Here is a 20,318-nt window from a genome sequence, read left to right as displayed (position 1 = left end):
TCTCCCTCTTTTAGCCCTATCACTCCTGATTACCGGATTGGCACACCCTATGAAGTGATATCATTTATATATCACATATGTTGTTTTTCGATAATTTGACAAGATGGGAGAGCCAAGAAAAAACGCCGCCCAAATGGACGGCGTTGATTCAGAACGAAATTTTCCGGCTGTTTACTCGACCCCCAGAACCTCTTCGAGGAATTCCGCCTGCCGTCTTTGATAGTAAAGCTGGTTATCGACCTTGCGCCATCCATGCCCTTCATCAGGGAACCGGATATAGGGCGCATCGATACCGTTGGCGCGCAGGGCGCGGACCATGGTCTCCGTCTCTGCAATATCAATCCGAGGGTCCATTGCACCGTGGGAGAAGAGGACGGGAACTTTGATCTTATCCGCATTCCGGATGGGGGATTGTTCGGTGTAGAAGTCCCGCCATTCCTGCTCTTCGATATTCCCGTATTCGATCAGGTCAGCGGCTTTCAGCGCGGGACTGGCCACTTCCAAGGCCGTGACCCAATCCGCCACACCGAAGAGCGAGACCCCTGCGACGAAAGCGTCGGGATATTCACTCAAGACCGCATTGACGGCATAGCCACCATAGGACCCGCCCATTACCGCCGCACGGTCTGTGTCAACGCGGACCATCAGTTCAGGGGAGCCCAGCATATCCACGAGATCGCGAATAGAATCGAGCCGTTTCCGACGATCATCCAACGTCGTATAGGTTCGCCCAAATCCGGTCGAGCCGCGGACATTCGTCTGGAAAACGGCAATCCCGCGCGAGACGAGATATTGCACAGTCGGATTATAGGACGGTCGCGCCTGCGCTGTTGGCCCGCCATGGACCATGAAGACGACGGGCGGTTTTGTGTTGGAAGAGTCGGACGGCATATAGAGAAGGCCTTGGACCTCCAACCCGTCCCGCGCGGTCATACGGATAGAGATTGGGGTGATAAGGGAGTTTTTATCTAAGGCACCATACTCAGAAGAATATATGAGTTTAGGTTCCGGATTTTTCAAATCGAGCATGTAAACGTCACCCGGAATATCTGGCCCCGTGACACGAATGACAGCTTTGTTACGAGAACAATCAATTGAATAAACACCACGAGGGAGACCGTTGACAGGGTTGACCTGCTCAATTCCCCCACTGCCTAAAACTGCTAACTCAGAGAAACCATCTCGATTAATTGAAACAAGGTTTCGTCCGCAAGATTCTACTGCATCAATATCAGACCCATCGACTGAAAACAACTTTCTTGGTATTGTTGGATAGTTCGGACTAGCCTGCAATGTGAATAGGGATGAGAATTCGTCGGTCATATTTGTCGCTAATAAAATATGGCTTTTTTCTAAGAAATGAATACCTGCATTCGTATGATTTGCGCGTGGAGTTGGGTCTGATAGCAAGTGTCGTTCCCCACTTTCTACGTCCAATAAGAATATTTTATCGCTGTCTTCACCCACTGTTTCAGATACAATTAGTTCTGTACCGAGGTAGTTAACAGCTTCGACAAAATTGCCATAGACGCCTTCAAAGACACGGCTCACCTCACCGCTTTCCAAATTCATCAGATAGATATCGAAATCGCTGCCATTACGTTCCGTACTGGCGAAAGCGATTGTCTTGCCATTCCCGCTCGCCCCGCCATAAGACCGAAAGCCTTTTTCCGTCGCGGGCAGGATCAGGTCCGAGGTTCCGGTTTCGGCGTCATAGAGAAAATAGTTCTCCCGCTCATCACCATTATTATCCGCGCCGTAGAGGATGTCACCACCGGGTAGAATATCGAAAAATGAAATCCCTGCCCCGTCCGTGACCTGTTGCAAATCCGCCCCGTCGGGCGCACCGACATAGAGTTGGGCTTCACCGCTCTTCGAGGACGAGAGCGCGATAAATGTTCCGTCCGGCGCAATCTGTGCCCGCGTCGCGCCATTGGCCATCACATAGGCCGCGACGGGACTTTCCCGGTTCGCCTCTGAAAACTTCGGTGTTTCATAGGTGAGTTCAGACAGCTCCGCCTCAAGCCTGGCTTCAGGTCCTTCCACCTCCCCACAAGCCGTTAGAGCCATAAGCGCGCCGCCCAACATCATCTGAAACCGCATAACTATTCTCCTGTAATTCCCGCCCAGACTAACGCTTTTGGGCTGGGCGACCTAGCCCCAATCGTCTATGGGCCGCTTATGTTTGAGACCGCCCTATTTATCAGCGCCTTTACGACACTCTTCGTCATTATCGACCCGCCGGGATGCGCGCCGATTTTCGCGACCCTGACCAAGGGCACGAGTCGGAAACACCAACGCATTATGGCGTTTAAATCCGTCGGCATTGCGGCCTTTATCCTGATTGGCTTCGCCTATGTCGGGGAATGGCTGTTCTCAAAACTGGGCATTAGTCTCGACGCGTTGCGCATTTCAGGCGGGATCATGTTGTTCATTATCGGACTGAACATGGTGTTTGAGAAGCGGACCGAGAAACGTGAAGACCGGGCGGATGAATTACTGGAAGATATTGAAGATCCGGAGGACATCTCCGTCTTTCCGATGGGCATTCCCATGATTGCCGGGCCCGGAACCATGGCGACGCTGCTCATCCTAATGGGCAATACGGATACGCGGATGGGGCAACTCGCCATTCTCTTCGCCCTTGTTTTGACCTTGGCTATCACCTTGGTAACATTCCTGATTGCAGGGCCTTTGATGAAATTAATGGGCAAGAGTTTCACCGATGTCCTGACCCGTGTGTTGGGCGTTTTACTGGCGACACTGGCGTCGCAGTTTATTCTCGACGGGGTCAAAGGCGCCTTGTTTTAATCGTAACTGACGACCCGCTCGTATTGAAGCTATGACTTTAAAATCCGTCACGGCCGCACCTAACACCATTTACAAGACCCTGCCCGAAAACTGGGATCAACCGCCCCGTGACGGCACAGCCTTGGCGGAGGTTTATGCGTGGGAAGAACTCCGCCTGAATGCGATGCGGGTCGGGGAGGCGACACCTTTGCACTATGTTTGGGTGCCAGAGCGGTCGATTTCCCTCTCCCGACGGGAAGCCGCGCGGTTGGATTTTGATGGGTTTGACGCAGAGCCTTTGGGCATTCGCGGCACGGGCGGCACCGCCGTTCCACAAGGTCCGGGGACCGCAAATATTACGCTGTTTACCCGCCACATGAAAGCTCCCGGTATCACCGAATTTTACCACGAGATGTGCGCAGCCCTGAGGCAGGGATTTACGACGCTCGGCCTCGAAACAGAGATTGGCGCAAAGCCCGGGAGCTTCTGCGACGGGGATTTCAACCTGCTTCATAAGGGCCGCAAACTTGTCGGCACGGCACAGCGCTGGTGCCGCGCAAAAAATGGTGATACCTTAGGATGCCACCATGTCGTCGTCTTGACGGGCGGTAATCCTGCCGAACTCTGCGACCGATTAGAGTCTTTATACCATCATGCCGGGTCACTGGAAACCTACGAGCCATCTGTTCACAGCCCCTATAATATCAATATTGCAGCATTGCGTAAGGCGATGAATGATCCGCTTTCAAATCTGGTGGTGTAATCAGGATAGCGCCTAAAAAAGCCCCGATCGCGTGGATCGGGGCTAAGTTCTTTAGTCTTTAAGAGCCTATTTCGCGGCCTCTTCAATTGCTTCGCCTGCGCTTTCAATATCTTGGCCTGCGCCTTGGACGGTATTGCAGGCTGTTGCCGTCATGGCGGCGGCGGATACGAGGGCGATACTTGCCCATTTCAATGCTTTTTTCATTCTAAACTCCTTCATTAGTGCAGACTAAACACCCAAACCCAACAAAGTGTTCCAAAAAAGGCGTTTTTTTTAGAGTGTGCCCAACTTGCCTTCGTTTTTGGCGAGCAGGTAATAGAAGGTCACGCGCGGCTTCATCCGGTCAGCCTTCATTGTCTCGCAAACCGCACCGACTTTGGCATCCAAGGCGTCCATATCCGCCTCAAGGCCCAGCTTTTTCAACAGCCAGGACTTGGCAACGGTTTCCCGTTCTGCCGGATCGGAACAGGCGACAAATTTTCCGTCACGTGAGTTGAGGGCCACGCCCAAATGATCGACAATCTTTTTGACGATGACCGGATTCACATCCGCATCATATTTGGCAACAGCTTCAACATAGGGCTCATATTTATCTTTAAGAACTTTCCCCGCCTGCGCCGCGCTGGGTTTAGACGCCGTTTTCGGTGTAGACGCTTTTTTCGCTTTCGGCGTGATATCCGTCGACAGATCAACAGATTTTGCTTTTTTCACAACCCGTGTCGGTTTCATGTCCAATGTCACAGAGCCGTCCCCTTTTCCGGGGACGAGGTCCGCGACTTTATCTCTGGCCATATCCAACATATCGGCGGCATCTCTTTCAATGCCTTCGCCCTTGGCGATAAGAACTGTACCGAGAGATTTTAGCTGATTCAAGCGAAGCGCGGCGCGTTTCTGCGCAAATTCAAAAGCCAAGACATGCGCCCCGATATAGGCCCGGCGTGTGCGGCGAACGGTATTCACGGTAGAATTCAAAAATGTGGCAGCAACCATGATGTCTCTCCTCAGTTTAATTTCAATGTGAAAATAAGGTATTTAATTAGAAACAGCACCCTAATCCAAGACAAGCGAGAGCTGCGACCGACGATCTGCGCGTGCGGCGGGTAGGCGACTATCCATAAAAGGCGGGACGTCCGCGTGGTGACCTCCCGCGATGGGGAAACCAGAGAGAAAAAGTTTTTACGCAGGAAGGCCAAGCGCGTGAGACATAAATAGTGGTCGGCGATACCGTTACATTATCCAAATCACAGGATTCACCGATTGTAAGATGGCAAATCCATTACGCTTCCCGTATCTGGCTGATGCCAAACACACAGGTGTATTCGGCGAAAGCCGATTACACGACCACGCGGCGGTGCGTCTCCAACGGCGGCCTTACTTGACTGCGGGGGTTCCACCCCGTCAGGCACTCGCGGCTGGGCTCCTCCACATCCGCGTTACCGAATGCTTCTAAGCACACCGTCTTTCAAACCAGAAAGCCAACGATCACTTGCCTGTCCCATGTCCGAAAGAACGAGAATGAATATGGCATAGGTTTTATAACTGAGGATTATGTTTTTCTAAATGTGGGATTGGCAGCACACCTTAGCGACACGCTCCAAATGTCACCCCGGCCCCGAGCCGGGGCCTTTGGCTTCGAGTCTGCTGCAAAGTCCAATAAACGCGTAGTCTCGGTACTTATCTCCTTCAACTAAGGCCGCGGCTCAAGCGCGGCGTGACAGCATGGTGGTTGCCTCAAAAAGCGTGGATCATTCTCTTCTTAAACGGGGATTGACCACCGATCTTAACCGCACCCACGACAATATCAGACTGAGACAATTGAAGACGGGCGTCATCGGCTAAATCGGATATCTATATCTGCGGAAAATGAAACTTCATATGCCCCTGCGACATCCCGTCAGGTTAACCAAAATTCCCCAGCTCTGTTCCATCCAACGCTCAAGGACCATGCGTATAAGAGTCAAATTCTTCTTGGAACGACCATGCCTCAAATGCCTTTAAATCCGGGTGAAATTGCGATCAACACGGCCCCTGCCGTGGATTTATCTGATAATACATCCTGCATCCCGCAGCATTTTTTGACCTATGCGCATGACTTGTCTTCGGTTGAGGCGATCATTGAGGATATCAGCTTTGATGCGCGTTATCCGATTTTCGTCAGCGAAGATAAGGGCGGATTATTTATTCAGATCGGCGTTATCGGCCCGGACAATTATAAGGACGGACCGGAAAAGCTCGTCTATGGACGGCGGTGGCGGGTTGAGCCAAACCTACCGACCTCTGAAATCATTCAGACAGTCTTTCTGGCGCTGAAAAAAGCGCGCGAACATGAGTTGCGGGAATGTTTTGTCCTACGCGCAAATGGACGCGTCTCGACACCGTTTAATGGGCATCACGACCTGCCACTGCTCGCGCAGCAGGGTAAATCCTTGCATCGCCTTTCAAAAACATGCGGATCGGTTGAGGCGCTCCTGAAACGCGTAAAATTTGAGGGTGTTGGTTTTAAATTAGTTGAACAGTTAAAGACTGTGTCGGGCCAACACATTCTAACGCTCTCTAAAAAATCCGAGGCCCAGGGTCTGTTTATTGATAACCTGCCCACACAAATGACACTGATATCCCCGTCACTCGACGATAACGATATTCTCTATAGTTTGATGGAAATGTTAATCGCGCAGAGCGACCGCTTTGTCGAACAGACCTTCCAATATCGCGGCTTTGCCCGTTTTTCACGCGATGTAGACATCATGGCCATTGGCAGGATTGGTGCGCAAACCCGCCAATGTCCGACAAAGCTGATCCCTGATCCAAAACAGGCGCAGCGCTTTATTGCCCGCCTGAAGGCAGAAAATTACGAGACCGATGAAACGCGCATTCCGCAACTCTCGGAAAGCGCCTATGCGCAAGGTCTGAAAACACAACTCGCGCAAATGGGTGTGGGCTAGGCCCTATTCGTCATCTTCTAACGTTGCGGCGGCTTCGTCCGTCAGATCAAAATTGTGGAAGACACTATTGACGTCGTCCAGATCTTCCAGCGCATCGTTTAATCTCATGACTTGTGCGGCAAGTTCGGGATTGTCGATATCGTTTTGACCCTTCCAGACCAAATTGACAGATTTCGCATCGCCGAACTTTTTCTCAAGTTCCGGCGCGACAGTGCCAAGATCGTCGCGGGCCGTCCAAACCGTATGAACGGGCTCAAATTCGTCCCATTGGTCCTCGGCCGCATCATCAGTCTCACAATCTTCTGCACCTGCTTCAATCGCGGCTTCCATCATTGTGTCTTCATCCGTGACGTCCAGCGGGTATTCAATCTTACCGACTTGGTCGAACATGAAGGAGACTGATCCCGTCTCGCCCATATTGCCACCATTTTTAGAAAACGCGGTACGAACTTCCATCGCTGTGCGGTTTCGATTATCGGTAGACGCCTCGACGATGAAGCCGATCCCGCCGGGGCCGAAGCCCTCATAGCGGATATCCTCGTAATCATCGCCTTCGCCGCCCGCGCCCTTATCAACGGCGCGCTGAATATTGTCCTTGGGCATGGATTGGCCCTTGGCATTGTTAATCGCCAAGCGCAGGCGCGGGTTCATATCGGGGTCGGGACCACCGATTTTAGACGCAATCGCGATATCTTTCGCGAGTTTGGAAAACAGCTTGGACCGCAGTTTATCCTGACGCCCTTTGCGATGCTGAATATTGGCCCATTTGGAATGACCTGCCATGGGAGACCTCTTCGTCGTTAATCCTGATTGAGAGGGGCTTTAGCGAGGGTCGCGGATGGGGGCAAGGATGGCCTTCGGTCTCAGGGCAAATGACTAGGGAATCGGCGTCAGGTCTGAAATTTCCATATAGATCTCTTGTCCAAAACGGGAGCCGAGCGCTTTACCCTCCACATTCATATCCATCACGCCGATTCTGTAATGACCATTTGGCGCAAGTTCGCAGCTCTGCTCAACCGTCATCGTCTTCAACTTGGCGACAAGCATCATTGTCATAGGCCGCGTCATGCGAACGGAGAAGCCCGTCATATCGCCAGACGGCTTTGACAACGTCACATCCCCCTCGATGCGTTTCAGCAATTTCTTCATCATCTTCCGGCCATTTTCATCCGCGTTTTCATCCGACTGCATAAGAAGCTCAGCGAGCTTATCAGGATTGGGACGAAGAATGGCTTGGCTTTCATCCTCTGAGACAACAGTGAAATTGTCAGGGGAGAAATCGGATTGCGAGTCCACATCGCTAGGGCCGCACCAAAATCCTTCGGCCTGTTTTTCCATCGTATTGTCTTCGTCTTCGATTTCTTTGAGGAAGTCTTGAAGCGCCTCGCTCTCGGCGTCGCTGGCAGAGAGTATCTGCGCGCGTGAACCGGGCGGTTGTGTTGGATCAATGCGCAAGACGGCTTGGCCCTCGGACAGGTCTTTGCCCTCGCGCGATTTAACGTCCAATGTCAGCGTGTAAGTGTAATCAATCGAGCTTGGCGCAAGTGGGCTAGGGGCCTCAGCCTTGCGGGCCAAGATCGACATTATATCCTCAGCGTGAGCCGATGACGCAAAGAACGGCAGGCAGAGGGCGAGACAGGACAAGGCAGGATGTTTCATGCTCCGTGTTTAAATGCCTGCCACCATGTTTCAAATGACAGCTTGGTAAATGTCAGGCGCTTAGCTCGACTGCGGGCACCACTTCCGCCAATTGCCCGCCCATCCGAATGGGTTCCGCACGCACCGCCAATCCGTTCGCGCCCGTCTCAACATAGACCCCACAAAGCGTGCCGGGGCCGCTGGCCGTTGTGAACCGTCCGCCGCGCATTTTGGTTGTGAATCGACGCAGCGGTTCTTCGATCTCCATCCCGATGACGGAATTATAATCGCCGCACATGCCCGCATCGGTCTGGTAAGCCGTGCCGTCCGGCAGGATGCGCGTATCGCCCGTCGGGACATGTTGATGCGTGCCAACAACGAGGCTGGCGCGGCCGTCGCAGAAATATCCCATGGCGTTTTTCTCTGACGTGGCTTCGGCATGGACATCGACGAGCACGACATCCGCGACCGCGCCCAGCGGAGCGGCTTCCAGTTCTCGGTCCACGGCGTGAAACGCATTGTCGAGCGGGTCCATAAACACGCTTCCGAGGACATTCACGACGAGGAGTTGGTAGCCATTGACCTCGAACAGGCCGGCGCCTCGTCCGGGCGTCGTGCCCTTTGGATAATTACAAGGGCGGATGATCCGGCTATCATTATCAATGACCGAAATACCTTGCGCCTGATCGAACGTGTGATTGCCAAGGGTGAGGACATCCGCGCCCGCATCAAAAAGTTCCTCGGCCGTCGCGCGCGTAATGCCGAAACCACCCGCCGCGTTTTCCGCGTTGATTACAACCGCGTCGAGACCGAGCTTTTTGCGCAGACCGGGTAGATGCCGCGTCACGGCATTGCGGCCTGACCGTCCGACAACGTCTCCAAAAAAGGCAATTTTCATCTGAACGTCCTGAACTCTTTTTCCGTCAATATACCGTCCAGACGTTCGTCATGCGCGTCCGTCGGCAAGTCCGCCACCTCTTGCCCCGCATAGGCGACACCGCAAGCGAAAACGTCACCTTCCGCACGGAGCTTTGCCAGCGTCCTGTCATAATAACCCCCGCCATAACCGAGGCGTTTGCCGTCAGGTGTGAACGCAAGGAGCGGGACGAGGACACATTTTGGAGTCAAAATTGCGCCTTCTATTGGATAGGACACACCATATCGATCTGTCTGCATCTCGGATTGAGGGGTCCAGCGCCTAAAAATGAGAGACCTTTCAACCGCCTCAACGACGGGGAGACAGATGTCATAGCCTTCCTTTTGAAGATCATAGAGCAAAGGCCAGACATTAATTTCATCGTTAATCGGGGAAAAACCAGCCACAATATTTGAGTGAGACTTAAAACCGGACAGTCTTAAGAGATCGACTTTAGGATTTTGCTTATAAATATCTGCGCGGCGTTCCTTAGAGTCTGATCGCGCCTGCGCCTTGAGTTTATAAATCTGATCGCGCATGCGTGTACCAATCTCCAATATCTACACGATGTTCCAAGTTTATGATGAAACCAATATCAAGTGCGTTTATCCTACTCATCGCGACAAGTCTCCCTGCCGCATCCCATGCAGAAGGCGCTCTGGATTGGGCAACAGGATCTTGGGGGATAGATGTTGAAAATATCCCCGAAGACCTGACTCCAGAGCAGATAGATTCCTATAGAAATTGCGATACATCTCCTGTGAGGATCACCATCGATAAAGAAAACCTGCGCTATAAGGCTATCCATACTGGGGAAAATGACTTCACCTCCACATCACCCGTTCTCGATGTGCAGGAACGGTGGATTACATTACAATATGATGATGAAACACGAACGCTGGAAAATGGTGATTTACATAAATGGCATATGTTCTTTGTTTCACCCGACAAATTCTATTGGATTGTGGGGGAAGGCGTGGGCGAGAATGAACGTGAAGGCGTCGTGCCCGTGGCGCGCGTCAGATGTCAATTTAAGGGAGTGTGACGGCCACCACGATGTCCGTGGAGGCTTAAGAATCCTCGTGAACCTCAATTTGAGGTGGGCGCCGGAATTAAACAGACCACGGTCTGAACAGAGCCAGCTCCCTAAGGAATAGTAAGGTCCGGTGGATTAGTGCTTCACACGCAACCCGCAGCGACCGTCGAATGGCTATGTGGGCGTCATCACCATTGAGTGCAATAGGCGAATTAATCGCTTAGCTTCGCCGCCAATTTCTCAATCCGTCTCGCCGCCGCGTGCAATGTCTTCGCGGCCTCCGCCTGCGTTTTCGCGCTGGCCAGCGTGGCGGCGTCGCGTTCTTTGCGCAGGCCCGCAGCTTTGGCATCGACGCGCAGGTCGATATTTTGCATTGTGTCCTCGACCTCGTCCATCATCGTAATCCCCGCCATGACGAGCAGACGGAGATCGCCGATCTGGCCGAATTGATTGGCCATCTGATTGACGCGGTCATCGAGTTTCTGGCCTAGGCGCAGGAGGCGTTCTTCTTCACCGTCTTCGCATCCCATCGCATATTTACGACCATTAATATCGAGGCTGACTTTACCCATGGCTTACGCTCCTAAGACTGAGCGTACCACGCCCATCACACGGTCAAGTTCAGCCTCGCTCTCCCGCGCCAGATTTGAAAATTCCTGTTCCCGTTTTGACAATTGCGCGGTCGCGGCCTGCGCTTTCTCAGCCTCCAGCCGTGCCCGCTCCGCCGCCTCTTCAGCCTTGGCCGCCATTTCGTCCAGTTGCGCGGCGAGTTTGGAGCGGTCCTCGCGGAAAGCCTCCGAGTCCTGGGACGAGGCCTCCAACGTCTTCATGCGGGAGAGAATGGGACCGATTGCGGCCTCCAGCGAATCGACCGCAGACTCGAGAGCCGCCTTGGCAGAATTCATGTCAGCGCTGTCATGCATTTAATTTTCCAATCGCATCCGAATTTTGCACAGAATGGCCCGCAATTTGCGTTTAAACAAGGGCTTAATGTTGACTTGTTTGTACGGCCTGCCCATGGGGTGCGGGCTTCACGCAGCCCGTCAAAGAGGACGCTGGAATGACTGTCAGGATCGGAATTAACGGCTTTGGCCGCATTGGACGGTTGGTCGCGCGTGCGCTCGCCGAATATGATATTGCCGACATAGAACTCGTCGCGATCAATTCGCCCGGCGCATTGGAAACCTCCGCACATCTCCTCCGCTATGACAGTGTGCATGGACGCTTTGGATTCAAAGTTGATGCGGGGGAAGATTACATTGATTACGGGCGTGGCAAAGTGGCGATGAGCCATGAACGCGATCCCGGTGCCGTCAAATGGGGCGAGATGGGCGTTGATGTTGTCATGGAGTGTACGGGTATTTTCCGGTCACGCGAGAGCGTACAACCGCATTTGAAAGCCGGCGCGAAAGCTGTGCTGATCTCCGCGCCCGGGCAGGATGTCGATAAAACCATCGTTTACGGCGTGAACCATGAGAATCTGACGAAGGATGACCGTGTGGTCTCCTGCGCGTCCTGCACAACCAACTGCCTCGCCCCCGTTGCCAAAGTCCTGATGGACAGTGTCGGGATTAAGCGCGGTTTTATGACGACGGTCCATTCCTATACGCAGGATCAGCGCATCCTCGATAATTCCCACAAAGATCTTTACCGCGCCCGCGCCGCCGGGTTGAACATGATCCCAACTTCGACCGGGGCCGCCAAGGCCGTCGGCCTTGTCATTCCGGAATTGCAAGGGCGTCTCTCCGGCTCTGCCGTGCGTGTGCCGACGGCGAATGTCTCCATGGTCGATCTGGCGTTCCAGCCGGAAATGCGGACATCCGCCGAGGAAGTGAACAGCTACATGCGCGACGCGGTCAAAGGTCCGATGAAGGGCGTAATTTGTTATTCTGAAAATCCGCTCGTCAGCTCCGACCTCAACCATGACCCGAACAGCGCGACGTTTGCCTCGCTCCTGACCAAGGACATGGATGGCGATCTCGTCAAGATTATTGCGTGGTATGATAATGAGTGGGGATTTGCTAACCGAATGATAGATGTGACCCGTGTGATGGGTCAGCAAATGGGAACAGCCTAATGGATTTCAAACGTCTCGAAGATGCGGAGCTGAAAGGCAAAACAGCGGTTGTGCGCGTGGACTTTAATGTGCCCCGCGATGAGGACGGCAATATTACTGATGATATGCGCATCCGCATGGCGCTGCCGACGATTAATCATCTGCGGGAGAAGGGCGCAAAAATTGTGCTGCTCTCGCATTTTGGCCGACCCAAGGGCGAAGTGGATGAGGCGCTATCCCTCAAATTCGTCGTTCCGGCCCTCGCCGAAGCCCTGAACCATCCCGTCAATTTCGCGAAAGACATGAATCCGAATGTCGTTCAAATCATGGAAGACGGCGATGTGACCTTGTTAGAAAATACGCGTTTCCATGCAGGCGAAACGACGAATGATGAGGCGTTAACCAAAGATTTCGCGGAATTTGGCGATCTCTTCGTCATGGACGCTTTTTCTGCAGCACATCGCGCGCATGCGTCGTCTGTTGGCGTGGCCGCGCATCTGCCCGCTTATGCCGGCCTCGCTATGGCGCGGGAATTGGACCATATCGCGTCTGCGCTGGACCACCCGATTAAGCCCGTCATGGCGATTGTCGGCGGGGCGAAAGTCTCCACAAAGATCGACCTGCTGGAAAACCTCGTCACACGCCTTGATACACTCGTCATTGGCGGCGGCATGGCGAATACGTTCCTCTTTGCGCAAGGCCATGATGTTGGCGCGTCGCTCTGCGAGAAGGATCTGAAGGATAAAGCGCTGGCGATTCTCGCGGCAGCCAAAAAAGACAATTGCGAAATCGTCTTGCCCGTCGATGTCGTCGTGGCCAGCGAGTTCAAAGCCCATGCCGAGAGCCGCGTCTGCGGATTGGACGACGTGAAATCCGGTGAAATGATTTTGGATGCCGGACCGGACACGGTCTCCGCCATTCTCGACGTGATGGAAGCGTCCAAGACGCTCATCTGGAACGGACCGCTGGGCGCCTTTGAAATGTCGCCTTTTGATACTTCCACGGTCGAATGCGCAAAGTTTGCGGCAAAGCTCTGCAAAAAAGATGTGATCATCGCCGTCGCAGGTGGCGGCGATACTGTCGCGGCCCTCGCCCTTGCCGATGTTATCGACGATTTCACCTTTGTCAGCACAGCCGGCGGGGCCTTCCTCGAATGGATGGAGGGCAAACCCCTGCCCGGCGTCGACATTTTAACAGCCTAAATAAATAGATTAACGGAGCGTCCCATGGATATCGAAGCCCTCAATAAAATCGCCGTCGCAATGGTCGAACCCGGCACAGGCATCCTCGCTGCGGATGAGAGCCACGGCACCATTGGCAAGCGCTTCACGTCTATCAATGTCGAAAATAACGAGACCAACCGTCGCGATTGGCGCGAAATGTTGTTCCGCACGCAACCCGCCATGCAAGACCATATTAGCGGCGTCATCCTCTATGATGAAACGATCCGCCAGAGCGCGGCCGACGGCACACCCTTCGTGAAGCTCATGCAGGATGCGGGCGCAATCCCGGGCATTAAAGTTGATATGGGCATCACGCCACTGGCCGGACGTCCGGGCGAAACGATTACGCAAGGCCTTGACGGTCTGCGCGAGCGCCTCGCGGAATATTACGAGCTCGGTGCACGTTTCGCCAAATGGCGCGCCGTCATCGAAATCTCCCATCCCGACCAATATGTCCGCAGCACCCCGACCCGCGGCGGTATGAAGGCTAATAACCACGCGCTGGGCCGCTATGCCGCGCTCTGTCAGGAAGCGGGCATCGTCCCCATCGTCGAACCCGAAGTCCTGATGGGCGGGCATCATTCAGTTGAGCGCTGCCACGAAGTCACGGAGAAAGTTCTGAACTCCCTCTTTACCGAGCTTTATGAGCAGGGCGTGAAACTGGAAGGCACCATCTTGAAACCGAATATGGTTGTGGCGGGCAAGAAATGCGCGGAGCAGCCCTCGCGCGAAGAAATTGCGGAGCGCACGATCAAAGTGTTGAAAGACACTGTGCCCTCCGCCGTTCCCGGCATCGCCTTCCTCTCCGGCGGGCAGGAGAATGAGGAAGCCACACGCAATCTCGACATGATGAACAAGGTTGGAGGCTTCCCGTGGAAGCTGACTTATTCCTTCGGCCGTGCGCTACAGCAATCCGCACTATTTGCGTGGAAGGGCAAGGCCGAGAACTACGATGCCGCACAAACCGCCTTCAATCACCGCGCCCGCATGAACGGCCTCGCAAGTAAGGGCGAGTGGAGCGCGGAGATTGATGATACGGTGGATGCTTAAGGCTCGATTTTCAAACAAGTAGATAGACTCTTTTGTCCATCTACAGTTTTCTTATTTGTCCGGGAAAACGACTTTTTCCAACATGATATAAGCGTATATCGCCGTAATACCGACAGTCAAAATAATTGCGAGATATTCGTGAAAAAGGTCTGTTGCAAAGATAACGCGGTAAAGACCAAGTTGCAGCACATATACACTGGCATATGTTAAAGCATATAGGGCGGCCGTTCTAATAACGCGGCCTGAACTGCCGAAGACAAATGTTCGATTCAAAATATAGTTGATAAACAAACCCACTATATTCGTGATCAGTAACGCAAAATCATACCCAAACCCGGACTGTTCAAGTCCAAAAACAAGGCCTAACAAAGCAAGATTAAGGCCGCCACCAACCATCAAAAAACGTAAAATTTGCGAGAGCTTTTGACTTGGCAAACCCGTTTTCGAACTCACAAATTCAAGGCTCGACCTATAAATGTCTTTCAGCATTTTTTGCCTTTATACTGTCTTGAACCTCGTTGAAATGCTGACTAATGGATAAAGTCGTTAAAATTTTTATGAGTCTGGATAAATAATGCCCGAAAAACAGATCGCTTTGGTTTCGGGTGGTACACGTGGTATCGGAGCCGCAATATCGGCGAGGCTTATAAAGGCCGAATATGAGGTCATAGCTTTATATAATCAAAATGAAGAACAGGCGAATAATTTCAAACGCGAGACGAACGTTCATATTTTAAAATGCGATGTGAGCCATTATGACACCTGCGCAGACACAATTGAGAACATTCAAAATGAATATGGAAAAATATCTGTCTTAGTGAATAATGCAGGTATTACGAGAGACGGATTTTTTCATAAAATGGATCGTCAAATGTGGTCAGATGTCATAAACACAAACCTTAACGGTGTTTTCAACCTAACGCATTTAATTTGGCCGTCCATGATCGAAAACGGATATGGTCGCGTTATAAATATCTCTTCTATTAACGGCCAGACAGGGCAAATGGGACAAGCGAATTATTCCGCGACAAAAGCTGCAGTCTTGGGGTTCACGCGGACCTTAGCGCTTGAAGGCGCGCGGCGCGGCGTAACCGTCAATGCCGTCGCACCAGGCTATATAGAAACGGATATGATGGCGAGTATCCCGGAAAAAGTTCTTGATAAAATCATAGCAAAAATACCTATCGGCCGTCTCGGTAAAGCTGATGAAATCGCGAGATGTGTTGAGTTCCTAGCAGACCCTGCGTCGAGTTTCATTACAGGCAGCACATTAACCGCGAATGGGGCACAGCACCTCGTCTAATTTAAAAGGAAACGATCATGGGGTTTTACAGTCAAGACGATTTGGCCAAGCTTGGATTTAAATCTATTGGGAAAAATGTCAAAGTTTCAGAGCGCGCAGCCATATATGGGCACAGTCAAATCAGCTTAGGCGATAATTCCAGAATTGATGATTTTTGTGTTGTTTCAGGAAATGTAACAATCGGACGAAATGTCCATCTTGCCGTCTATTCTCATATAGCGGGAGGACGCCCTGGCGTGACAATGGAAGATTTTTCCGGCCTTGCATATGGCGCACAAGTTTTTGCACAATCAGATGATTATTCAGGAGGCACACTCACCAATCCAACTGTACCGGCTAAGTATAAGAAAGAAATCGAAGCCCCGGTCAGACTGGGTCGCCATTGTATCATTGGCACAAACGCCGTTATCTTACCTGGCGTTACAATTGAGGAAGGGACATCTATTGGCGCGATGTCAATGGTGACACGATCGACTAAGCCTTGGTCGATTTACTTTGGCGTCCCTGCAAAACGTATTAAAGATCGCTCGCGGGACCTCTTAGAGCTTGAAAAACAATATCTGGCGGAGGAATGATACGCCCAATAAAATTATTTCATATCCGCTTTAATTCTATCAACAGTCGTTTCACGTAGAATATAGCTCGGCCTTTGTTTGACTTGGAAAAACACCTTTCCGACATAAATCCCGACAAAACTTGTCACCAATATTTGTATGCCACCTAACATTAAAATGGCCGCCATTGTAGAAGCCCAGCCTTCTGCACTAATGCCAAACACCAATTTTCGGACAACGAGAATGACTGTGTATAATATGGCCGCTAAGGCCACTAAAAAACCAAAAGTCGCTATATAATAAACGGGCTTGATGGTATTTGACACGATACTGTCAAATGCGAGTTCAAAAAGTTTAGAAAATGAATAGCCACTTTTACCTTCCAGTCGCGCGGGTCTTTTAACTTCAACACGTCCAACATCAAATCCAAGGTGGGACATGAGTGCGGGAAAAAGGCGCATCTGCTCGTTATACATCCGGTAGGCTTCGGCCATGTCTTGATTAAATATTCTATAGTTCCCAACATCTGTACTCACGGGAATATCAGCCAGTTTATTCAAGACGAAATTAAAGACTCTTGACCCTAATTTCTTGCGGGTCCCAACGTCTTCATCTCCGCGAACGGCCAGGACCGAGTCATGGTTGCCGGACATTGCGGTTTGATACAAAAGAGCTACATCCTCAGGCCTGTCCTGCAAATCACAATCCATAACAACATACCAATCAGAATTGGCAAATTTAATTCCAGCCGTGATGGCTGCATGCTGACCGAAATTACGGCTCAGTCGAAGCCCCACAATACGGGGATTACGCTTGGCGTGCATAGCAATAACCGGCCAAACGGGTTGCGGACCGCAATCATCAATAAGAACGATCTGATAATCCGACGTTATTGTTGATAACGTCGCCTCAAGCCTATCGATCAATTCAGGGAGTGTTTTGAGGCTGTTATAGACCGGAACAATCACGGCAATATGGGTTTTAGGTTTAAGAGTATCTGACATTTAAAAATCGATCGTTAAGTAAATATTCTACAATTTATCCAGAGCGGTGATCAATTGCTCCTGCGTACCTGTCGCACAAAATTCACCTGACAAAGAATTCGCAAAACATCTCATCCTTAGAACCTGAGTTGTGCATTGATCTGATTTGAGATTGCAGAATACAGACGCCTTCAAGTCATTATCTTCAATTTCATCCAAAGGTGTATATAATGCAGTGTGAACGCGGGCTTGGTGATATTTTTTGAGAAATTTTACTGAACTCATTGTTTTCTGCATTCCGTTAAAACAAAAAACCAACATCGTTAAAAGAATTGTAGCCGAGATGACGGTCTCGACGTTTGAGCGGTGAGTCCTTTTTGTTGTTTGATGACCTGCGACAGTGGATAAAATCAATCTCCCCAATATCCAGGCAACAGCTATCCAAAAGAAACTGAAACTAAAAATATATCGCGGAGCCAAAACAACATTTTGTCCTCTTAACCAGGAAGATCCAATTGCAAACGAAATCACAAAACAAATGACACCTGTGAAAAAAACTTTATCAATTTTTCTGACATGATTAGACTTAAAAATAAGGCCGGAAACTAAAATCGCGAGGGCGAGCACGCCGTAGCTCAGTGATGCTGATTGTTTTAACCCTGGAAAACCAGTCAGACCTGTACTTGAAAAAGCTAAATCTGAGAAAAATTTCAGTGAAAGTGAAAGCCCACCTGCTGCAGGACGAGACGCTTCACCGGACGCTAATGCATAATAAATAAGGGTCAGTATGGAGAAATATACACCCGCCAGAAATGCAGCCCGATAAGTCACGAACCATTTGAGTAAGGAAGAGCCAGTTTCGCGTCGACGGATAATATTCATCAAAGCTGTCAGAAGAGACGGGCCTGCCGCAACAAGCGACATGATGAGGAGCGCTAAGAGTACAAAATAATTAAACGCGGTTGCCATGACTACGATGAGTAGAAAACTACTCACTGCAAATGCTATAAAAGGCATTAATGTGAACGGCTTCTTCTCTGTCAATAATTGCGCAAAACTAAAAAGACAAATAGCGCCTAAACACAACAAGGTCGGGTTGTTCAAAGCCAACATATGATACTCGAAGCTGCGCTTATTCATATGTCCAAGGACGACAGCCAGGAAAACAATATTACAGAAAAAGAATGTAAAACTCTGAATATGCATTTGACGTTTAGACTTAGCGATTTGCGAACCTGTAGCCAGCTCAGCTTCTTTGTGTTTAAAAAACCAGCCAAAACCGACTAACGTTATCAAGCCTAAAACTTCAGTGAAATGTGTACTCCAACCAAAATACTTCATCGAAATGAGTGTCTGAAACTTGTAAAATATGTGAATATGAGGCCCTTGTGGCTTCAACCAGAGAGAGTTGTCCCCTGTCGCCAGATATTCGCTTATAAGCGGTGCAAAAAAATTGACGTCGTCTGCCGTATAATAATTTCCGGGTGTAATCGCCAATATAAAATGTAGCCACAATGACGCGAGAGCGATCACAAGAACACCCGTAAGAATATTTTGAAGACGCCAAAATCTTGTTTGAGGGGTTTCAGACATAAAGGCTTATTTTTTTCTCTAAAATAAAAAACATGAAGAAGGAGCCTCTTAAGCACGAAACAGGTTTAAAAATTAAAGGGTATCCAAAACAGAGCACGTAATTTCAATAATTTCATCCTGTTCCGCATCTACACCGGCAAACATTGGCAGTCTGACAAGACGGGCTGATATATCATCCGTCACGCTCATATCTCCCTCACTTCGGCCAAAGCGTTTCCCGGCAGGCGCAGAGTGCAGGGGCACATAGTGGAACGGCGTGATGACGCCCTGTGCCTTCATACCGGCAATGAAATTTTCTCTCAACTCTGGTGTCGAGAGTAAGATTTGATACATATGCGCATTATGTGTTTGTCCCTGCGGCAGAACTGTCGGCCGCTCAATTACCCCGTCCGCTTCATAAGTAGCCAGAATAGTATGATATCTATCCCAGGCCGCAAGACGGTTTTTCGTCAAATCCTTGGCAATCTCTAACTGTGCAAAAAGAAAGCTCGCCGTAAGTTCAGACGGCAAATAAGAGCTTCCCAAATCGACCCATGTATACTTATCGACGGCACCGCGGAAAAACTGTTTCCGGTTCGTGCCTTTCTCGCGAATAATTTCCGCGCGCTCAATAAAACGCGGGTCTGAAATCGAGAGGGCGCCGCCTTCTCCGGAAATGATATTTTTTGTTTCGTGAAAGGAAAAAGCCGCCATTGCGCCAAAGCTGCCTGCTTTTTTCCCGTCCTGTTCGGACAGCAAAGCCTGTGCCGCATCTTCCACAACAATCAAATCATGCCTATCCGCAATGGCCTGAATGGCCTTCATATCGCAAATGACACCCGCATAATGAACGACGAATATAGCTTTTGTTTTTGAGGTGACGGCAGCTTCTATTTTTTCAGGGTCAATATTTAAAGTGTCACGGCGAATATCAACAAAGACGGGCGTTGCGCCGCGCAAGACAACTGCATTCGCCGTAGAGACAAATGTATAAGACGGCATAATAACTTCGTCTTCGGGCCCAAGATCCAAGAGTATAGCCGCCATCTCCAAAGCTGCCGTGGCTGAATGGGTCAAGAGTGCAGATTGCGCGCCCGTATAATCCACAATGAGAGCATTTGAGAGAGATGTGTAATGCCCGTCGCCAGCTAATTTCCCACGTTTAATAGCATCTTGAATATACTCAAGCTCTCTACCGTGCAGGCCGGGTCTATTGAACGGTATTTTCATCATGTCTCATAAATCTCTTATCATAAGGCGTATCACGTCTGTATTATATAGGTCGCATATTATAGGCTGGGACCATATCGGCGCCTATCGGCCTTTGACTTAAACTTGGCGACGCAACAAGTCCAATAATTTGGTCTCTATTCCCACTTCATAAATATGCCCAACTCATACAGATCAGCCGTTTTATGAGAAAACTGAAAGTAGAATATAAGTTTACCGAATTTGACCCATTTTTAGACTTTATAAGGCATCAAGTGTTAGA

At 50.6% G+C, this 20,318-nt stretch carries 22 protein-coding genes; 9 read left to right on the top strand and 13 right to left on the bottom strand.

Going from position 1 to position 20,318, the window contains the following annotated elements:
• Positions 1-171: 171 nt before the first annotated feature.
• On the bottom strand, positions 172-2,103 hold the full coding sequence (locus ACP9M6_RS04415; RefSeq protein ID WP_427453830.1) for a S9 family peptidase: 1,932 nt from the start codon (positions 2,101-2,103) through the stop codon (positions 172-174).
• A 78-nt stretch (positions 2,104-2,181) separates the two neighbouring features.
• Here ACP9M6_RS04415 and ACP9M6_RS04410 point away from each other — a divergent pair, with 78 nt between their 5' ends.
• Both ACP9M6_RS04410 and ACP9M6_RS04405 read left to right on the top strand, forming a co-directional pair.
• Entirely contained in the window at positions 2,182-2,811 is a 630-nt protein-coding gene (locus tag ACP9M6_RS04410) for a MarC family protein (protein ID WP_427453828.1), read from the top strand.
• Positions 2,812-2,842: 31 nt separating this feature from the next.
• Positions 2,843-3,553: a lipoate--protein ligase family protein gene (locus ACP9M6_RS04405; RefSeq protein ID WP_427453826.1), complete on the top strand. Its 711-nt coding sequence runs from the start codon at positions 2,843-2,845 to the stop codon at positions 3,551-3,553.
• A gap of 66 nt (positions 3,554-3,619) precedes the next feature.
• On the opposite strand, the gene ACP9M6_RS04400 is transcribed toward ACP9M6_RS04405, so the two are convergent.
• Both ACP9M6_RS04400 and ACP9M6_RS04395 read right to left on the bottom strand, forming a co-directional pair.
• Positions 3,620-3,757: an entericidin A/B family lipoprotein gene (locus ACP9M6_RS04400; RefSeq protein ID WP_427453824.1), complete on the bottom strand. Its 138-nt coding sequence runs from the start codon at positions 3,755-3,757 to the stop codon at positions 3,620-3,622.
• A gap of 69 nt (positions 3,758-3,826) precedes the next feature.
• Complete coding sequence (locus ACP9M6_RS04395; protein WP_427453822.1) at positions 3,827-4,543, bottom strand: DUF2853 family protein; 717 nt, start codon at positions 4,541-4,543, stop codon at positions 3,827-3,829.
• Between the two features lie 989 nt (positions 4,544-5,532).
• Here ACP9M6_RS04395 and ACP9M6_RS04390 point away from each other — a divergent pair.
• Positions 5,533-6,495, top strand: coding sequence for a hypothetical protein (locus ACP9M6_RS04390; protein WP_427453820.1), 963 nt, complete (start codon positions 5,533-5,535; stop codon positions 6,493-6,495).
• Positions 6,496-6,498: 3 nt separating this feature from the next.
• On the opposite strand, the gene ACP9M6_RS04385 is transcribed toward ACP9M6_RS04390, so the two are convergent.
• The 4 genes from ACP9M6_RS04385 to ACP9M6_RS04370 all read right to left on the bottom strand — a co-directional run bounded on the left by ACP9M6_RS04385 (position 6,499) and on the right by ACP9M6_RS04370 (position 9,588).
• Entirely contained in the window at positions 6,499-7,278 is a 780-nt protein-coding gene (locus ACP9M6_RS04385; protein WP_427453818.1) for a YebC/PmpR family DNA-binding transcriptional regulator, read from the bottom strand.
• Positions 7,279-7,371: 93 nt separating this feature from the next.
• The gene (locus ACP9M6_RS04380) at positions 7,372-8,154 is read right to left on the bottom strand and encodes a hypothetical protein (RefSeq protein ID WP_427453816.1); all 783 of its coding nucleotides are present in this window, start codon (positions 8,152-8,154) and stop codon (positions 7,372-7,374) included.
• 52 nt (positions 8,155-8,206) lie between these two features.
• A complete protein-coding gene (locus tag ACP9M6_RS04375) occupies positions 8,207-9,031 on the bottom strand; it encodes a TIGR00282 family metallophosphoesterase (RefSeq protein ID WP_427453814.1) in 825 nt (274 codons plus the stop codon).
• Positions 9,028-9,588, bottom strand: coding sequence for a 5-formyltetrahydrofolate cyclo-ligase (locus tag ACP9M6_RS04370; RefSeq protein WP_427453812.1), 561 nt, complete (start codon positions 9,586-9,588; stop codon positions 9,028-9,030). Before ACP9M6_RS04370 ends, ACP9M6_RS04375 begins: the two co-directional genes overlap by 4 nt.
• A 41-nt stretch (positions 9,589-9,629) precedes the next feature.
• On the opposite strand from ACP9M6_RS04370, the gene ACP9M6_RS04365 reads away from it, so the two are divergent.
• Positions 9,630-10,094 carry a hypothetical protein gene (locus ACP9M6_RS04365; RefSeq protein ID WP_427453810.1) on the top strand — a complete coding sequence of 155 codons (465 nt, stop codon included), beginning with the start codon at positions 9,630-9,632 and terminating at the stop codon, positions 10,092-10,094.
• A gap of 203 nt (positions 10,095-10,297) precedes the next feature.
• On the opposite strand, the gene ACP9M6_RS04360 is transcribed toward ACP9M6_RS04365, so the two are convergent.
• Together ACP9M6_RS04360 and ACP9M6_RS04355 are read right to left on the bottom strand one after the other, a co-directional pair.
• On the bottom strand, positions 10,298-10,657 hold the full coding sequence (locus tag ACP9M6_RS04360) for a cell division protein ZapA (RefSeq protein WP_427453808.1): 360 nt from the start codon (positions 10,655-10,657) through the stop codon (positions 10,298-10,300).
• A 3-nt stretch (positions 10,658-10,660) separates the two neighbouring features.
• Positions 10,661-10,990 (bottom strand): DUF4164 family protein, encoded by a 330-nt coding sequence (locus ACP9M6_RS04355; RefSeq protein ID WP_427453806.1) that lies wholly within the window; start codon positions 10,988-10,990, stop codon positions 10,661-10,663.
• Between the two features lie 155 nt (positions 10,991-11,145).
• Between ACP9M6_RS04355 and gap the strand changes: the two genes are divergently transcribed.
• The 3 genes from gap to ACP9M6_RS04340 are packed head-to-tail and all read left to right on the top strand — an operon-like array spanning position 11,146 to position 14,414.
• Entirely contained in the window at positions 11,146-12,162 is a 1,017-nt protein-coding gene (gene gap, locus ACP9M6_RS04350) for a type I glyceraldehyde-3-phosphate dehydrogenase (protein ID WP_427453804.1), read from the top strand.
• Positions 12,162-13,343, top strand: coding sequence for a phosphoglycerate kinase (locus ACP9M6_RS04345; RefSeq protein WP_427453802.1), 1,182 nt, complete (start codon positions 12,162-12,164; stop codon positions 13,341-13,343). Before gap ends, ACP9M6_RS04345 begins: the two co-directional genes overlap by 1 nt.
• A gap of 24 nt (positions 13,344-13,367) precedes the next feature.
• Positions 13,368-14,414 (top strand): class I fructose-bisphosphate aldolase, encoded by a 1,047-nt coding sequence (locus ACP9M6_RS04340; RefSeq protein ID WP_427453800.1) that lies wholly within the window; start codon positions 13,368-13,370, stop codon positions 14,412-14,414.
• A gap of 51 nt (positions 14,415-14,465) precedes the next feature.
• On the opposite strand, the gene ACP9M6_RS04335 is transcribed toward ACP9M6_RS04340, so the two are convergent.
• Positions 14,466-14,903 carry a GtrA family protein gene (locus tag ACP9M6_RS04335; protein WP_427453798.1) on the bottom strand — a complete coding sequence of 146 codons (438 nt, stop codon included), beginning with the start codon at positions 14,901-14,903 and terminating at the stop codon, positions 14,466-14,468.
• A gap of 85 nt (positions 14,904-14,988) precedes the next feature.
• Between ACP9M6_RS04335 and phbB the strand changes: the two genes are divergently transcribed.
• Positions 14,989-15,717, top strand: a complete 729-nt coding sequence (phbB, locus tag ACP9M6_RS04330) for an acetoacetyl-CoA reductase (RefSeq protein ID WP_427453796.1) — start codon at positions 14,989-14,991, stop codon at positions 15,715-15,717.
• Positions 15,718-15,734: 17 nt separating this feature from the next.
• Positions 15,735-16,292, top strand: coding sequence for an acyltransferase (locus ACP9M6_RS04325; RefSeq protein WP_427453794.1), 558 nt, complete (start codon positions 15,735-15,737; stop codon positions 16,290-16,292).
• 14 nt (positions 16,293-16,306) lie between these two features.
• On the opposite strand, the gene ACP9M6_RS04320 is transcribed toward ACP9M6_RS04325, so the two are convergent.
• From ACP9M6_RS04320 to rffA, 3 genes are all read right to left on the bottom strand, one after another.
• Entirely contained in the window at positions 16,307-17,275 is a 969-nt protein-coding gene (locus ACP9M6_RS04320; protein WP_427453792.1) for a glycosyltransferase family 2 protein, read from the bottom strand.
• A gap of 27 nt (positions 17,276-17,302) precedes the next feature.
• On the bottom strand, positions 17,303-18,847 hold the full coding sequence (locus ACP9M6_RS04315; RefSeq protein WP_427453790.1) for a hypothetical protein: 1,545 nt from the start codon (positions 18,845-18,847) through the stop codon (positions 17,303-17,305).
• 72 nt (positions 18,848-18,919) lie between these two features.
• Positions 18,920-20,056 carry a dTDP-4-amino-4,6-dideoxygalactose transaminase gene (gene rffA, locus ACP9M6_RS04310; RefSeq protein WP_427454750.1) on the bottom strand — a complete coding sequence of 379 codons (1,137 nt, stop codon included), beginning with the start codon at positions 20,054-20,056 and terminating at the stop codon, positions 18,920-18,922.
• Positions 20,057-20,318: the final 262 nt, after the last annotated feature.

The sequence above is a fragment of the Litorimonas sp. WD9-15 genome, from assembly GCF_050271975.1.
In the GTDB taxonomy this organism is placed as follows: Bacteria; Pseudomonadota; Alphaproteobacteria; order Caulobacterales; family Maricaulaceae; genus Litorimonas.
The sequence above is the reverse complement of the archived record's forward strand: the minus strand, read 5'-3'. Positions and strand labels throughout refer to the sequence as shown.

Bases quoted from the DNA above. Each gene is read 5' to 3' on its own strand.
- ACP9M6_RS04415 (WP_427453830.1), bottom strand. From the start codon at position 2,103: ATGCGGTTTCAGATGATGTTGGGCGGCGCGCTTATGGCTCTAACGGCT.
- ACP9M6_RS04410 (WP_427453828.1), top strand. From the start codon at position 2,182: ATGTTTGAGACCGCCCTATTTATCAGCGCCTTTACGACACTCTTCGTC.
- ACP9M6_RS04405 (WP_427453826.1), top strand. From the start codon at position 2,843: ATGACTTTAAAATCCGTCACGGCCGCACCTAACACCATTTACAAGACC.
- ACP9M6_RS04400 (WP_427453824.1), bottom strand. From the start codon at position 3,757: ATGAAAAAAGCATTGAAATGGGCAAGTATCGCCCTCGTATCCGCCGCC.
- ACP9M6_RS04395 (WP_427453822.1), bottom strand. From the start codon at position 4,543: ATGGTTGCTGCCACATTTTTGAATTCTACCGTGAATACCGTTCGCCGC.
- ACP9M6_RS04390 (WP_427453820.1), top strand. From the start codon at position 5,533: ATGCCTCAAATGCCTTTAAATCCGGGTGAAATTGCGATCAACACGGCC.
- ACP9M6_RS04385 (WP_427453818.1), bottom strand. From the start codon at position 7,278: ATGGCAGGTCATTCCAAATGGGCCAATATTCAGCATCGCAAAGGGCGT.
- ACP9M6_RS04380 (WP_427453816.1), bottom strand. From the start codon at position 8,154: ATGAAACATCCTGCCTTGTCCTGTCTCGCCCTCTGCCTGCCGTTCTTT.
- ACP9M6_RS04375 (WP_427453814.1), bottom strand. From the start codon at position 9,031: ATGAAAATTGCCTTTTTTGGAGACGTTGTCGGACGGTCAGGCCGCAAT.
- ACP9M6_RS04370 (WP_427453812.1), bottom strand. From the start codon at position 9,588: ATGCGCGATCAGATTTATAAACTCAAGGCGCAGGCGCGATCAGACTCT.
- ACP9M6_RS04365 (WP_427453810.1), top strand. From the start codon at position 9,630: ATGATGAAACCAATATCAAGTGCGTTTATCCTACTCATCGCGACAAGT.
- ACP9M6_RS04360 (WP_427453808.1), bottom strand. From the start codon at position 10,657: ATGGGTAAAGTCAGCCTCGATATTAATGGTCGTAAATATGCGATGGGA.
- ACP9M6_RS04355 (WP_427453806.1), bottom strand. From the start codon at position 10,990: ATGAATTCTGCCAAGGCGGCTCTCGAGTCTGCGGTCGATTCGCTGGAG.
- gap (WP_427453804.1), top strand. From the start codon at position 11,146: ATGACTGTCAGGATCGGAATTAACGGCTTTGGCCGCATTGGACGGTTG.
- ACP9M6_RS04345 (WP_427453802.1), top strand. From the start codon at position 12,162: ATGGATTTCAAACGTCTCGAAGATGCGGAGCTGAAAGGCAAAACAGCG.
- ACP9M6_RS04340 (WP_427453800.1), top strand. From the start codon at position 13,368: ATGGATATCGAAGCCCTCAATAAAATCGCCGTCGCAATGGTCGAACCC.
- ACP9M6_RS04335 (WP_427453798.1), bottom strand. From the start codon at position 14,903: ATGCTGAAAGACATTTATAGGTCGAGCCTTGAATTTGTGAGTTCGAAA.
- phbB (WP_427453796.1), top strand. From the start codon at position 14,989: ATGCCCGAAAAACAGATCGCTTTGGTTTCGGGTGGTACACGTGGTATC.
- ACP9M6_RS04325 (WP_427453794.1), top strand. From the start codon at position 15,735: ATGGGGTTTTACAGTCAAGACGATTTGGCCAAGCTTGGATTTAAATCT.
- ACP9M6_RS04320 (WP_427453792.1), bottom strand. From the start codon at position 17,275: ATGTCAGATACTCTTAAACCTAAAACCCATATTGCCGTGATTGTTCCG.
- ACP9M6_RS04315 (WP_427453790.1), bottom strand. From the start codon at position 18,847: ATGTCTGAAACCCCTCAAACAAGATTTTGGCGTCTTCAAAATATTCTT.
- rffA (WP_427454750.1), bottom strand. From the start codon at position 20,056: ATGAAAATACCGTTCAATAGACCCGGCCTGCACGGTAGAGAGCTTGAG.